This window comes from Deinococcus grandis (assembly GCF_001485435.1).
Lineage (GTDB): Bacteria > Deinococcota > Deinococci > Deinococcales > Deinococcaceae > Deinococcus > Deinococcus grandis.
Genome location: NZ_BCMS01000001.1, coordinates 937,497 through 951,961 on the forward strand (window position 1 = coordinate 937,497; position 14,465 = coordinate 951,961).

General features: G+C 71.7%; 10 protein-coding genes. 6 read left to right on the forward strand and 4 right to left on the reverse strand.

Annotation, left to right across the window (positions count from 1 at the left end; translation table 11 throughout):
- Positions 1-18: 18 nt before the first annotated feature.
- The 4 genes from DEIGR_RS04735 to DEIGR_RS04750 form a co-directional block, all read right to left on the reverse strand.
- Positions 19-1,047 carry an ABC transporter ATP-binding protein gene (locus DEIGR_RS04735; RefSeq protein ID WP_058975710.1) on the reverse strand — a complete coding sequence of 343 codons (1,029 nt, stop codon included), beginning with the start codon at positions 1,045-1,047 and terminating at the stop codon, positions 19-21.
- Positions 1,044-2,636, reverse strand: a complete 1,593-nt coding sequence (locus DEIGR_RS04740; RefSeq protein ID WP_058975712.1) for an ABC transporter permease — start codon at positions 2,634-2,636, stop codon at positions 1,044-1,046. Before DEIGR_RS04740 ends, DEIGR_RS04735 begins: the two co-directional genes overlap by 4 nt.
- Before the next feature lie 134 nt (positions 2,637-2,770).
- Positions 2,771-3,766 carry an extracellular solute-binding protein gene (locus DEIGR_RS04745; protein ID WP_058975714.1) on the reverse strand — a complete coding sequence of 332 codons (996 nt, stop codon included), beginning with the start codon at positions 3,764-3,766 and terminating at the stop codon, positions 2,771-2,773.
- Between the two features lie 206 nt (positions 3,767-3,972).
- Entirely contained in the window at positions 3,973-6,849 is a 2,877-nt protein-coding gene (locus DEIGR_RS04750) for a beta strand repeat-containing protein (protein WP_058975716.1), read from the reverse strand.
- A gap of 687 nt (positions 6,850-7,536) precedes the next feature.
- Here DEIGR_RS04750 and DEIGR_RS04755 point away from each other — a divergent pair.
- The 6 genes from DEIGR_RS04755 to DEIGR_RS04780 all read left to right on the forward strand — a co-directional run bounded on the left by DEIGR_RS04755 (position 7,537) and on the right by DEIGR_RS04780 (position 14,434).
- A complete protein-coding gene (locus DEIGR_RS04755; protein WP_058975718.1) occupies positions 7,537-9,060 on the forward strand; it encodes a GGDEF domain-containing protein in 1,524 nt (507 codons plus the stop codon).
- A 77-nt stretch (positions 9,061-9,137) separates the two neighbouring features.
- The gene (locus tag DEIGR_RS04760) at positions 9,138-9,899 is read left to right on the forward strand and encodes a sulfite exporter TauE/SafE family protein (RefSeq protein WP_058975720.1); all 762 of its coding nucleotides are present in this window, start codon (positions 9,138-9,140) and stop codon (positions 9,897-9,899) included.
- 19 nt (positions 9,900-9,918) lie between these two features.
- On the forward strand, positions 9,919-10,698 hold the full coding sequence (locus tag DEIGR_RS04765; protein ID WP_058975722.1) for a hypothetical protein: 780 nt from the start codon (positions 9,919-9,921) through the stop codon (positions 10,696-10,698).
- A 133-nt stretch (positions 10,699-10,831) separates the two neighbouring features.
- Positions 10,832-11,098 carry a hypothetical protein gene (locus tag DEIGR_RS04770; protein ID WP_058975724.1) on the forward strand — a complete coding sequence of 89 codons (267 nt, stop codon included), beginning with the start codon at positions 10,832-10,834 and terminating at the stop codon, positions 11,096-11,098.
- Positions 11,099-11,132: 34 nt separating this feature from the next.
- Positions 11,133-12,044 carry a phosphotransferase gene (locus DEIGR_RS04775; protein ID WP_058975726.1) on the forward strand — a complete coding sequence of 304 codons (912 nt, stop codon included), beginning with the start codon at positions 11,133-11,135 and terminating at the stop codon, positions 12,042-12,044.
- A gap of 44 nt (positions 12,045-12,088) precedes the next feature.
- Positions 12,089-14,434: a 3-hydroxyacyl-CoA dehydrogenase/enoyl-CoA hydratase family protein gene (locus DEIGR_RS04780; RefSeq protein ID WP_058975728.1), complete on the forward strand. Its 2,346-nt coding sequence runs from the start codon at positions 12,089-12,091 to the stop codon at positions 14,432-14,434.
- The last annotated feature ends 31 nt before the right edge of the window (positions 14,435-14,465 follow it).

Sequence of the window (14,465 nt, forward strand, 5' to 3'; positions counted from 1 at the left end):
GCGGTGGTTTGCCTGTCCTCACTGCACGGGCCGGGCGGGCTGGGTGACGCTCAGGCGCGCGCGGCTGCCTTCGGGGCGCAGGTCGTCGCTGGGGCCGTGCACGAGGAGTTCCTGCCGGTTCCCGTCGAGGGTGACGGTGTACGTGATGTCGTGGCCCTTGAATTCGCGGGCCTGGATGGTGACCTCGGGCGCGGCGGGGTCGTCGGTGAAGCGCAGGTGTTCGGGGCGGACGCTGACGAGGACGGGGCCGCTGCGGGCTTCCTGCAGGGGGATGATGCCCAGCGCGGTGCGGGCCATGTGGCGGTCGGCGGTGCCGGAGAGCAGGTTGCTGCGGCCCAGGAAGTTCGCGACGAACGCGGTGCGGGGTTGGGTGTACACGTCGTGCGGGGTGCCGATCTGTTCGGCCTGTCCGGCGCGCATGAGGACGATGCGGTCGCTGAACGCCAGCGCCTCTTCCTGGTCGTGCGTGACGAGGATGGCGGTGGTGCCTGCGGCGCGCAGGATGCTGCGGATTTCCTGGCGGGTGGCGTGCCTGAGCTGCGCGTCGAGGTTGCTGAACGGTTCGTCCAGCAGCAGCAGGGTGGGGCGCGGCGCGAGGGCGCGGGCCAGGGCGACGCGCTGCTGCTGTCCGCCGCTGAGTTCGTGCGGGCGGCGGCTCTCGAAGACGGTCAGGCCGACCAGCGCGAGGGTCTCGCGGGCGCGCGGGAGGCGCTGGGCGCGGGGCAGGTGCGAGAGGCCGAACAGGACGTTCCCCAGGACGCTCAGGTGCGGGAACAGGGCGTAGTCCTGGAAGACGAGGCCCACGCCGCGCCGTTCGGGGGGCGCGAAGGGGGTGGTCACGTTGCGCCCCCCGATGAGGACGTCGCCGCTGTCGGGCTGTTCGAGGCCCGCGATGAGGCGCAGGGTGGTGGTCTTGCCGCAGCCGGAGGGGCCGAGCAGGGTCAGGAGTTCCCCGGCGCTGACGCTGAGGTTCAGGTCGTTCACGACCGGCGGGTGGCCGGGGGCGTAGCGTTTGCTGAGGTGGTCGAGCTGGAGGATCGGGGTCATGCCTGTTCCTTGGGGGGGCGGGGTGGTCTGGGGGCGGGGCGGCGTTCGCGGCGCAGGATGAGCAGGGTCAGGACCGCGCCGCTCAGGGCCAGCGCCAGGGCGTAGGGGGCGGCGGCGGCGTACTGGGCTTCCTCGGTGTACGCCCAGACGTTGCGGGCCAGCGTCTCGAAGCCGATGGGGGCGAGCAGCAGCGTCAGCGGGAGTTCCTTCAGGACGCTCAGGAACACGAACGCGGCGCTGACGAGCAGCCCGGGGCGGATGAGGGGCAGCGTGACGCGGGCCAGCGCGCCCCGGCTGGTCTGCCCGAGGAGCCGCGCGGCTTCCTCCAGGCGGGGCGTGGCGGTGCTTAAGCTGGTGCGGATCGGGCCGACGGCCTCGGCGACGAAGTGCAGGGTGTACGCGAGGATCAGCAGCGGGAAGGTCTGGTACAGCGGCGGGGCGACTTTCAGGCTGAAGAACACCAGCGCCAGCGCGAATGCCAGGGGGGGCGTGGCGTACCCGAGGTACGCGGCGCGTTCCGTGAAGCGCGCCAGTCGCCCCTGCGCGCGGCTGCCGATGTACGCCAGCGGGAACGCCAGCGCGGTGGTGGTCACGGCGGCGATGGCGGCCGCACCCAGCGCGCTCTTCAGGGCGTCCAACAGGCTGGCCCACGCGAAGGGGTTCGTTTCCAGGCGCAGCCAGTACCCGATGGTGCCCAGCGGGACGATCAGCGCCGCGCCGACCAGGGCCGCCACGAACGCCCACGCCAGGGGCCGGGCGCGGCCCAGGCGGGTGGTGCGGACCTCGCGCGCCCCGCCGGGACTGACCCGCGCGAGGTGCAGGCCGCGCATCAGCCGCGCCTCCAGCAGCAGGGCCGCGCCGGTCACGAGCAGCAGGCCCAGCGCCAGCCACGCGGAGTACACCCGGTCGTACGCGGCGGTGTACTGCTGGTAGATCGCGGCGCTGAAGGTGGGGTAGCGCATCAGGCTGACCACGCTGAAGTCCCCCAGGACGTGCAGGGCGATCAGCAGCGCGCCGGACAGCCACGCGGGCCGCAGGTACGGGAGGGTCACCTCGCGGAACGTCTGCGCGGGCGTGCGGCCCAGCAGGCGGGCGGCGTCCTCCAGGGCGGGGTCCTGGGCGCGCAGCGCGGCGTGCAGGTTCAGGAACAGGTACGGGAACGTGAACAGCGTCAGGATGCCCAGCGCACCCGTAAAGCCGCTGGGGCCGGGCCAGTCGAGACCGGTCAGCGCCTCGATGGTGCCGCCGGGGCCGCTCGCGGCGATCATGGCGTACGCGCCCACGTACCCGGGAATCGCCAGGGGCAGCACGCCGGCCAGCATCAGCGCGCGGCGGGGGCGCAGGTCGGTGCGCGCCGCGAGGTACGCCAGCGGCAGGGCGACCAGCGTGGTCGTGACCAGCGTGCTGGCCGTCAGCAGCAGCGTGTTGGCGAGCAGTTCAAGGTTGCGGGTGCGGAAGACGATCTCGCGCAGTTCGGTGCCCTCGGCGCCCAGCGCGCGGATCAGGAGGTACATCAGGGGTAGCAGGACGCCCGCCACGGTCAGCAGGGCGGGCAGCAGCAGGGCGAGGGGCGGGCGTCGTCGGGTCATGGGTGGGGTGCGCCCACGCGGGCAGCCCCGTCACGATAGCAGAGCGGTTTACTCGGGTTTCGGGTCGGGTGTCCCCGGACCATGAGCAGGCCGCCACCCCTGCCAAGCGGGGCGGCGGCCTGACCGGACGGGGCTTACAGCAGTCCGGCGTCACGCAGGAGTTTCTGCGCCTTCTCGATGTTCTTCGGCATGACGGTGGGGTCCACCTTGGGGCTGCGCTTGATCACGTCCGCGTAGGGCAGCATGGTCGTGGGCTGCAGGATGTTCGAGGTCACGGGGTACTCGAAGTTCACGCTCAGGAAGAACGTCTGGGCGTCCCTGGCGACCAGGGCGCTCAGGAAGCGCGCGGCATTGCCCTGGTTCTTGCTGGTCTTCAGGATGCCCGCGCCCGTGGCGTTGCCCAGGTTGCCGATGTCGCCGTTCTTGAAGAAGTACGTGTCGATCGGGTAGCTCAGGCGGTTCACGCGCTGGATGTAGTAGTGGTTGGTCAGGGCCACGTCGATCTCACCGGCGCGCATGGCCTCGAGCATGCCCACGTTGCTGGTCTTGTAGTCCTTGGGCTGCAGGGCCTTCATGCCCTCGATCCAGGCGCGGGTCTTCTGCTCGCCCTGCTGCGCGATCATCACGCCCAGGAAGTCCTGGAAGCTGGGGTAGCTGACCGTCCAGCCGATGCGGCCCTTGAGGCTGGTCATCTTGGGCAGGTCCATGATCGAGTCGGGCAGCTGATCCGGCTTGATCTTGCCCGTGTTGTACGCCAGCGTGCGGAAGCGGACAGTGGTGGGCAGCCAGGTGCGGCTGTCGGGCAGGTAGTCGTCACTGACGTTGCGGGTCAGGGCGGCGCCCAGCTTGCTGAACTTGCCTTCCTCGGCCAGTTCGCCCAGCGCACCCACCGAGTTGCCCCAGTACACGTCGGCGGGGCTGCGGCTGCCTTCCTCGCGCAGGGCGGCGACGAGCTGCGCGTCGGTGCCGTAGCGGACGTTGACCTTGATGCCGGTCTGGCGTTCGAACTGCTGCACGACCGGGTCCACGAAGGTCTTGGCGCGGCCGGAGTACACGGTCAGGGTCTTGGTCTGCGCGAGGCTGGTGCCGGTGAGCAGCAGGGCGGTGACGGCGAGCAGGGTGCGTTTCATCCCCTTAATCCTAAGTAAACCGCTTGGATTAATGATGAGACGAATGTCCTGCCCCACCCGCCACCCACCCGCCCCACAGCCCCCGCGCCTGCATGAAGCGGGCCGCACCCCGCGCAGCGCAGGCACCGGGACCACGCCCGGAACGCCTCTGCTGCGCGGGGTGCGGGGCTCGACCGGTCGGCTGCGCGCCCCCATGCCCCCCGGGGTCAGGGGACCGTCACCTCGAAACACACCTGCCGGGTCTGACCGGCCGTCAGGGTCGCCAGCGTCACCGTGACCGTCCGGCCACTCACGCTCCCGGCGTCCGTGTCGGCCGCGTCGGTCAGGGCGACCCCGTCCAGCGACAGGCTGCCCGGCTCGTACCCGGCCGCCCCCGTCAGCGTGTCACTGACCGTCAGGTCCGTCACACCGTCCGGCGCGGGATTCGTGACGTTCAGGCAGTAACGCAGCCGGTCGCCCGGGCGCGCCAGCGCCGCCGTGCCCACCACGCCCGGCGCGCCCGTGAGGTTCTCCACCGTCTTCGTGATCGCCGCAGGCGGACTGACCGTCGTCGTGTCCGTCACGGCGGCGCTGTCCGTCACCGCGCTGCCCGCCCAGGCCAGCTGCGCCGTCACGGTGGCCGCCTCGGCCGTGCCGGACGCGGCGTTCGCGGGGACGCTCACCTCGACCTCCAGCGCGCAGCTTCGCAGGGCGCCGTCCGCCGCGCGCGGCCAGCTGTCCCCGACCGTCACGGTCGTCACGGGCGTGCGCTCGGCGGCCCCCACCACGCCGTCACAGTCGCTGTCCAGGTAGAACGCCCGCCCGAACGCGCCGGTCTTCGTGAAGCTCAGCGTGCCCACCGACCCCGGATTCAGGGTGTGCAGGTACCGCAGCGTGCCCGGCGCGATGCTCCGCCCGGACCGGTCCGGACTCAGCGCCGGGCGGCCCGTGACGCCCAGCGTCACCACGCTCGGCGCGCCCGCCGGGACCGGCAGGGTCGCGGGCCGCACCCCGCTGCCCAGCGCGTCGGTCGCCAGGGTCGCCGCGCCATCCACCCGGACGCCCGTGACGGTCTCGGCGCCCGAGAAGTCCAGCGTGACGCCCGTCCAGCCTCCGGGCACGAACAGCGTGAACGACCCGTCCGCGGGGGTGGTCGCGCTGCGCGAGCCGCCGCTGCCGGTCACGGTCACGCTGCGGCCCGCCACGCGCAGCGTGTCCGTGACGCTGCTCGTGCGGGTCGCGTCCAGGGTGCTGGTCGCGGTGAACACCGCGGCGCTGGTGCCGGTGGCGCTGCCCGCCGCGACCGGCACGGCCGCGATCAGGTTGACGCTCTGGCCGGGCGTCAGGGCGGTGGTGGTCGTGACTGTCGGCTCGCCCGGGTCGATCACGCCGTCGCCGTCCAGGTCCAGGGAGAACGCGGTGCCCGCCGGGCCGCTCAGGGTGAAGGCCTCGTCCACGGGCCCGCCGTTCAGGAGTTCCAGGCGGAACAGGGCGTTCCCGCCCGGGTTGCCGCCCACCGTGACGTTCGTGCTGGTGGGCGCCGTGGCGTCGCTGCCGTCCCCGTTGCCCAGTTGCGGCAGTCCGGCGGCGGTGACGGCCGTGACGGTGCTGGTGGTCGTGTCGGCGCTGCCGCCCGCCGGGGTGGCGGTGACGGTCAGGGCGACGTTCGTGCTGCCGGCGGCGCTGAACGGCACCGCGCACGACACCGCGAAGGCGTAGTCGGTCAGCGCGGCGACCGTGACGGGGTTCGTCAGGGTGCCCAGCGTGTCGGACCCGTCGATGGTGTTCACGGTGCAGGTCCAGCCGCTCGGGGCGCCGCTGACGGCCAGCGTGAAGTCGTTGCTGGCGTTGCCGGTGTTGCGCAGCGTCTGCCGGAAGGTCACGCGGGTGCCCGCGACGATGTCCGTCTGGGTCGCCTGCGTGTCGCCGCTGCGGGCGATGGTCACGCCGCCCAGCGTGTACGTGCCGGTCGCGCCGGCCTGCGGGAAGGCGCTGGGGCCGACCGCCCCGCCGGTCACGGTGGCGACCGTGGTGCTCACGGCGACGGGCGTGGTGGTCTCGGGCAGTTCGTTCGTGGCGGCGTCGCCGTTCCCGTCGAACCGCGCGGCCGCGCTGCCGCCCACGGTGCTGCCCGCCAGGGCGGTGGCGGGCACCTGCGCGGTGTACACCAGCTGCACGGTGTTCCCGGCCAGCAGGAAGCTGCCGCTGCCCTCGACCAGGATGGCCACGGCGTTCACGCCGCTGCCGGGGTTCGTGGCGGTCCAGGTGCTGCCCGCGTCGGTGGAGTACAGCGCGGTCGCCGCGCCGTTCGTGGCGCTGACGCTGCTCAGGGCCGTGAAGTTCAGGTTGCTCAGCGTGTCGGTGATCAGCACGCCGCTGCGGGGGGCGCCGTCCACGGTGACGACGTTGCTGACCGCGCCGACCGGGTTGCCGCTGGCGACGGTGCCGGTCACGGTGTACGTCAGGGTGGCGCCGGGCACGGCGGTCCCGCCAGGCGAGACGGTGTTCGTGACCCCCAGCAGGCCGTCGGCGGAGACGGTCAGCTGCGCGTAGTTGTTGGTGTCGGTGACGCTGGTGTCCCCGGTGGACGTGGCGACCAGCGCGAAGATCCCGGTGTCCCCGACCTGCGGGCCGCTGGGGACGGTGGCCCTGACCATCAGGTTCACGCTGGCGTCCGCCGCGAGGCTGATGGGCGCGGTGACCTCGTCGGTGAAGTTCCCGTCGCCGTCCAGGTCGCGGTACACCGTCAGGCCAGGGTTGAAGTCGTCCGCGCCGGACTGCGTGAAGCTCAGCGTGAAGCTGTCCGGGCCGTTCCCGCCGTTGGTCAGGGTGTACGGGTACTGGCGGGTGCCGCCCACGTAGGTGCTCAGCTGCCGCCCGGCGGGAATGCTGCCCTCGGCGGCGTCGGGCGTGACGGTCGTCACGTACACCTGACGGACGGTGACGGTCACGATGTTGGAACTGGCGGTCCGGTTCTGGTTCAGCGCGTCCTTGTAGGTCAGGGTCGCGGTGTTCGTGATGGAGGTGCCCTGCGTGGTCCCGGCGGCCATGGCGGCGCTGAGCAGGCTGAGGGCGGCAGTCAGAAGGGCGGTCGTTCCTTTCATGGGTGAGCCTCCGGATGGAGTGTGAGGGCTGAGGAATCCGGGGGTGGGGCAGGCGGCCTGCCGGAGCTGTCAGGGGTCTGCCAGTGGTGCGTTGACGGTACGGGAGGGCCCCTGACAGGCTCCCCACCTGCCGTCCGCCCTGGGTTTCATGAATGGGTCGGGCCGGACGGGGGACGCCGCTGCGGGCGCCGCGGGCAGGGACGGCTCCAGGCGCGGCCCGAGGGCGGTCTGCGCGCGGGCCGCGTGGTCGCCTGACCGGGCGGGCCGGGTCGTGGCCGGTCTGTCAGACTCTGACGGCCGGCGCGGCGCACCTTCATGAATCGATCACCCGGTCATCTGCGGTGGCGGGCGCCCGGACCGTCCGGTGCGCTCTCTGGCCGGCTGCGTCCCCGACCGCCGGTCAGATCGGCCGTGCACTGCGGTCCCCCGGGCCCTGACGCCGTCCTGGCCGGGCCAGACGGGATGAACCGACCTGAACACGAGTCGGTGTCCCCTCGCCCCCGCGCGACCCGCAGAGCTGCGCCGCAGTCGAGCGAATCGGGCGCAAGGGCCAGGAGGCCACCGGGCGACTGCGGCGGACGTGGCATCACGTGAAGCCCGAAGGCACCCCCGCAGCCCCCCTCACCGGGTGGGAACGCGCGGAAGCCACGGCGGAGTGCCGCGCGCTACCCTGGGACTGGACCGCCCATGCGCCCCTTCCCGCTGCCCACCCTGTTCGTGCCGCTGCTGCTGCTGGCCGCCGCGCACAGCGTGTCGTTGATCTACAGTCACCGCGCCGGGGAACTCCTGACCGTCTCGGACCGGCTGTACCTGTTCGTTCCGGCGCTGGCCGCGCTGGCCAGCTGGCAGGCGGTCCGCGGCGCGCGCGACCGGCGGCTGGCGGTGTGGGCCGCCGCCTGCCTGGCCTTCCTGGCGGGCGCCGAGGTCATCCTGGTCGCCGCGTACGACCTGCGGGACCTGCGCGCCCCCGATTACGGCGTCGGGGACGCGCTGTACCACGCGTACTACCTGGGGCTGGTGGCGCTCCTGCTGGGCGCCGCCCGCACCGGACCGCGCCCGGCACCCCGTGAGCGGCGCCTGACCCCGCCCGAATGGGTGCTCGACAGCCTGATCACCGGCGTGGTCGTCGCGGAACTCTCCTGGGTGCTGGGCCTCGTGCCGCTGCTGGCCGACCCGCGCGCCACGCTGCTGTTCAAGTCCGTGAACGTGTCGTACGTCATGCTGGACGTGATCCTCCTGACCCTGGTGCTGCTGCGGCTGCGGGTGGACCGCGCGCCCACCTGGCCGCTCGTGGCGGGCCTGCTGGCCTACGTCGCCGCGGACCTGCTGTACCTCGTCGACGGCCCCGTGCGCATTCCCGTCGGCCTGACCGACCTGCTGTGGACCTGGGGCACGACCGGGCAGGCGGTGGGGTTCGCGCTGCTCGCCCGGCGGTCCGCCCCCGCCGCGCCCACCCCGGCGGCCGTGACGCTGATCGTGCGGACCCTGCCGTACCTCGCGGTGCTCACCGCCTGCCTGATCCTGATCTTCAACGGCCTGAGCCTCGACCTGCGCGGGCGGGGCGTCGTGTGGTTCACCGTGACCGTGTTCGCGCTCGTGATGATCCGGCAGGCGTACACGCTGAGCGAAACCACCCGCCTGAACCGCCTGCTGGCCGAACAGGCCGCGCAACTGCGCGGCAGCCGCGACGAGATGGAATACCGCGCGCTGCACGACAGCCTGACCGGCCTGCTCAACCGTGACGGGTTCCGGCAGCTCATGCAGGCCCAGACCGGGCCGCGCACCCTGCTCATGCTGGACCTCGACGGGTTCAAACCCGTGAACGACACGCACGGGCACGCCGCCGGGGACCGCGTGCTGCGCGACGTGGCCCGCCGCATCCACGAGGTCGGCGAACCCTGGTTCGACGCGGCCCGCCTGGGCGGCGACGAGTTCGCGCTGCTCAGCCGCGCGCCCCTGGACGCCCCGCAGGTCCGGCAGGTCGCCACGCGCCTGATCGAGCGGCTCTCGGACCCCTTCGACGTGCGCGGCGGTCACATGACGCTGGGCGTGTCGGTCGGCGCGGCGCAGGGGGAACCCGGCGTGTCCCCCGACGCGCTGCTGGGTCGCGCGGACGCCGCCCTGTACCTCGCCAAGCGTGGGGGCGGCGGGCAGCTGCGCGAGGCCGCGGCCCTCCCGGACGCGCTGCGGACCGACCCGCCGGGCCAGTGACCCGCCCGTGTTAGCCTCCGGGACGTGAGTTCAACCCGTGTCCGCCTCCTGACCACGCCCGCCGGGCGGGGCCGCGCGTGATCAGCGCCGTGACGCTCGCCGTGATCGGCGTGGGCCTGCTCGCCGGGGTGCTCGGCGCGATCCTGGGCCTGGGGGGCGGCGTGGTCGTCGTCCCCGCGCTGGAATTCCTGCTGCCGCACTTCGGGCGGGACATCACGATCGCGCAGGCGGTCGCGATCAGCCAGATCGGGGTGCTCGCCGTGGGCCTGAGCGGCGCCGCCAGTTACCTGCAGCAGGGCCTCGTGCGCGCCCGGACCGGGTACCTGCTCTCGCCGTACACCATCGTCGGCGGGGCCGCCGGGTCGTTCCTGGGCCTGATCCTCCCGGCGCGCGCGGTCGCGACCGTGTTCGCGGCGCTGCTGCTGTACTCCGCGTACACCCTCCTGCGCGGCCTGAAACGCGTGGAGGTCGAACGCGAACCCTCCCGGCTGGTGCCCCCGGCCATGACCTTCGCGGGCATCATGAGCGGCCTGCTGGGCATCGGCGGCGGCACTGTGCAGGTCCCGGTCCTGAACCTCATGGCGGGCGTACCCATCCGGCAGGCCATCGCCACGAGTACCTTCATCATGGGCCTGACCGCCGTCGGCAACGCGCTGGTGTACCAGGCGGGCGGCCTGCTCGACCTGCGGCTGGCTGCCGGGGTGGCGCTGGGCGTCCTGATCGGCGCGCGCGCCGGGGCCAGCCTGCAGAGCCGCATTCCCGCCGCGCAGCTGAAACTGTTCTTCAGCCTGCTGCTGATCTTCACCGCCACGCAACTGCTGTGGAAGTACTGGGCCTGACGCCCGCAGGAGACCCGACATGACGAAGAAAACCCCCCGTCAGATGCACGTGTTCAAGGTGGTCAGCCGCGTGAAGGTGCCCGGCGAACGCCGCTCCCCCTACCGGGTGCTGGGCGTGCCGCACGACGCCGACCTGTACGCCCTGGCCGCCGGGATCGTCGGCGCGTTCGACTTCGATTTCGATCACGCCTTCGGTTTCTTCGACGGGAAGGACCCGTACCGCTCGGGCGTGAAGTACGAACTGTTCCACGACGCCGACGTGCAGCCCATGCTGGGCGAGGCGGCCGCGCCCAGCGAGGCGCAGGTGGCGATCTCGCTCCTGCTGGAGGTCGTGGACCGCCGCAAGGTCATGGCGGACACCACCACGTTCCTGACCCGCCGCCTGGGCGAGGAACTGCTGCCACTCGTGCCCGAGCGGCTGCGGGCCGAGGTGGAGGCCGAACTGAACATCGTCGCTGCGGATCTGCTCGACCTGGACGACATCGAAACGGACGGCCTGCCGCCCGGTTTCCGAGAGGCCCTGACGCAGCCCGGCGGCCTGGAGCAGATGCTCCACCTGTACGGAGCGGCCAGCGCGGCGGGTGACACCGACGCAACGGTCGAGCGCGGCGTGAAGGGCGTCCCGGTCACCGAACCATTCGGACGCACACCCACCTGGACGTTCCTGTTCGACTACGGCGACGACTGGATGTTCGACGTGACCTACCAGGGCCTGCAGGACGCCCCGCCCCGCGTGCGCCTGCCCCGCGTGCTGGACAGCCTGGGCACCGCGCCAGAGCAGTACCCGGACTGGGAATGATACGGATTCCGTTTATTTCGCCAACAATCCGGAACTTCACCGGATTGTTGGCTCCACGTCCGGAACCCGTGTTGCTCCTTCTCGCGTCCGCTCGGATTGAATGGTCTTTGCAGCCCATTCAATCGGAGTCCGTATGACACCCGACCGCAGCGAACTGGCCGGGCTGCCCGCGTGGCTGTACCCGCTGGGCTTCCGGGTGGGCGTGGCGCTGCTGGCGGTGGGGGTGCTGCTGCCGGATTACTCCTGGGTGGGCGTGGTATGGGTGGCGGCCGTGCCGGTCCTGGCGGCGTTGTGGGTGGCGGCGGCGGGCTGGCGCACGGACCGCCGCCTGAGCGGCGCGGCGCTGCTGGCCCTGGCGGGGCTGGCGCTGGTGTTCGTGGTGAAAGGCTTCATCAAGTAGCGCGCCCCTCACCCGCGCGTGGTGGACTGGCGGCATGAACGCCCCGGCACTCCCGAGCCTGACTCCGGCGCAGGTGGCGGCCCTGCTGTGCGCCCCGCCGGACGCGGTGAGCCTGCTGGGGGCGGTGTCATGGTTGGGTGCGGGCAGCGACCACCGCGCCTATGCGCTGGGGCAGGACCGGGTGGTGCGCCTGCCCCGCTGGCCGGGTGGGGGAGAGGCCCTGCGGCGCGAGGCCCGGCTGCTGGCGTGGCTGGCCCCCCGGCTGCCCGGCGCGCCGCTGCCGGAGGTGCTGCACCTGGGTGACCCGGCGCCCCTGGCCCCGGAGGGCTTCAGCGTGGCGCGGCGGGTGACCGGCGTGTCGGCACTGGGGCAGCCGCTGTCCGATCCGGGCGCGCTGGGCGGGGCGCTGGGGGGCTGGCTGGCCGACCTGCACGCCCTGAATCCGCAGGGCTCCGGGCTGGGGGTGGATCTCGACCCGACCGGGCACGACTGGCGGGACGCGGCGCTGGAGGACCTGAGGGTCGCGGCGGACGCGGGTGTCCTGCCGGAGGCCGGGACCTGGGCGGCCCGCGTGCAAGCGGTGCCCGACCTGGGGGAGGTGGGGCCGGTCCCCATTCACGGGGATTTCGCGGCCGAGCACGTTCACCTGGACCCGGCGGGGCGACTCGTGGGTGTGCTGGACTGGGCGGACGCGGCGCTGGGGGACCCGGCGCGGGATCTGGCGGGTCTGCTCCACTGGGGTGACCGGGCAGTGGTGCAGGCGGCGCGGAGCGTGTACCCGGCGTCTGGTGCCGTGTGGGAGCGCGCGGCGTGGTACGCGCTGTGCCGCGCGCTGGGTGATCTGGCGTTCGCGGTGCAGCAGGGCCGGCCCGCGTATCTGGTGGCGGGACGGCGGGCGCTGACGGGCCTGCGGGGCTGGTGGACAAACGCCCCGCCGCAGTCTTAAACTTGAACCGAGTCTAATTTTATAGGTATCTCGCAGGAGGTCGCATGAAGATTCAGAAAGCCGCAGTCATCGGCGCAGGCGTCATGGGCGCTGCCATCGCCGCCCAGCTCGCCAACGCCGGGATTCCCGTCACCCTGCTGGACATCGTCCTGCCCGACAACCCCGACCGCAACTTCCTCGCCAAGAGTGGCGTGCAGCGCGCCCTGAAAGCCCGCCCCGCCGCGTTCATGGACCCGGCCCGCGCCGCCCTGATCCAGGTGGGCAACCTCGAAGACGACCTGAAGAAACTCAAGGACGCCGACTGGATCATCGAGGCGATCATCGAGAAACTCGACGCCAAACGCGACCTGTGGGCGCGGGTCGAGGCGGTCGCCAAGAAGACCGCGATCATCAGCAGCAATTCCAGCGGCATCCCCATGCACCTCCAGATCGAGGGCCGCAGCGAGGACTTCCAGCGCCGCTTCGTGGGCGCGCACTTCTTCAACCCGCCCCGCTACCTGCACCTGCTGGAAGTCATCCCCACCCCCAAGACCGACCCCAAGGTCACCGAGGCCTTCAGCGAATTCGCGGAAACCACCCTCGGCAAGGGCATCGTCGTCGCCAACGACGTCCCCGGCTTCGTCGCCAACCGCATCGGCGTGTACGGCATCGTCCGCGCCATGGACCACATGGTCAAGGCCGGGCTGACCCCCGCGCAGGTCGACCAGCTGACCGGCCCCGCCCTGGGCCGCGCCAGCAGCGCCACCTTCCGCACCGCCGACCTGTCCGGCCTGGACATCATCTACCACGTGTCCAACGACCTCGGGAAGGCCACCCCGGACGACGAGGACTTCACCCTCACGCCCGCCTTCCGCACCCTGGTCGAGGAGAAGAAGTGGCTGGGCGACAAGACCGGCAGCGGCTTCTACAAGAAGACCAAGGACGAGAAAGGCAAGACCAAGATCCTCAACCTGAACCTCGACACCTTCGAGTACGAGGACCAGGGCAAGGTCAAGGTCGCCGCCGTCGAAGCCGTCAAGGGCCAGCCCCTCGCCGCGCGCGTCAAGGCCCTGTACGCCGCCGAAGGCAAGGAAGGCGACTTCCTGCGCGGCGTCATGAACGACGGCTTCTGGTACGCCGCCAAGATGGCGGGCAACGTCAGCAACCGCCTTCAGGACATCGACAACGCCCTGAAGTGGGGCTTCGGCTGGGAACAGGGTCCCTTCGAGACCATGGATACCCTGGGCGTCCAGACCGTCATCGCCAACCTGGAAGCCGAGGGCCGCACCCTGCCCCCCCTGCTGGCCGCCATGAAAGCCAGTGGCCGCGACGCCTTCTACCAGAACGGCGAGATCGTCACGCCCGAAGGTCAGCCCACCCCCTACCAGGCCCCCTACTTCATCCTGACCGACCTGAAGAAGGACGCCACCAAGATCGTCAAGAAACGCGCCGGGGCCAGCGTCGTCGACCTGGGCGACGGCGTCCTCCTGGCCGAATGGCACGCCAAGATGAACGCCCTCGGCGAGGACCAGCTCCGCACCGTGCAGGACGCCCACAAACTCGTGCAGGACATGGGCTACCACGGCCTCGTCATCGGCAACCAGGGCGACAACTTCAGCGCGGGCGCCAACCTCCCCCTGATCCTGTCGCAGGCCCAGGCGGACGAGTGGGACGAACTCGACGACATGATCAAGCAGTTCCAGCAGGTCACCACCAGCCTGCGCTTCAGCCCCCACCCCACCGTCGCCGCGCCCTTCGGCCTGACGCTCGGCGGCGGCGCCGAGTTCACCCTGCACGCCGACCACGTCGTCGCCAGCGCCGAACTGTACATGGGCCTCGTGGAAGTCGGCGTGGGCCTCATCCCCGGCGGCGGCGGCACCAAGGAAATGCTGCTGCGCTTCACGGACATGCAGCAGCCCAGCCAGCGCCTCGGCGCCACGCTCCTGCCTGCCGTGCAGCGCGCCTTCGAACTCATCGGCACCGCGAAGGTGAGCACCAGCGCTCTCGAAGCCCGCAACCTCGGCTTCCTGCGCGACACTGACACCGTCGCCATGAACAAGAACCACATCCTAGGTGACGCCAAACGTCAGGTCATCGCCCTGGCCCCCGGCTACGTGCAACCCACCCCCCGCCAGGACATCCCCGTCATGGGCGACGCCGCCATCGGCGCCATCAAGAGCGCCCTGCACGGCATGCACCAGGGCGGCTACATCACCGACTACGACCTCGTCGTATCCGAACAGCTCGCCAAGGTCCTGTCCGGCGGCACCGGCAACAACCGCACCGCCAAGGTCAGCGAACAGCACCTCCTCGACCTCGAACGCGAAGCCTTCCTCACCCTCCTCGGGAAGAAAGGCACCCAGCAGCGCATCGAGCACATGCTCAAGACCGGCAAACCGCTCAGGAACTGAGCCCCGCCTCTCCCTGGGAGGTGCCCCACAG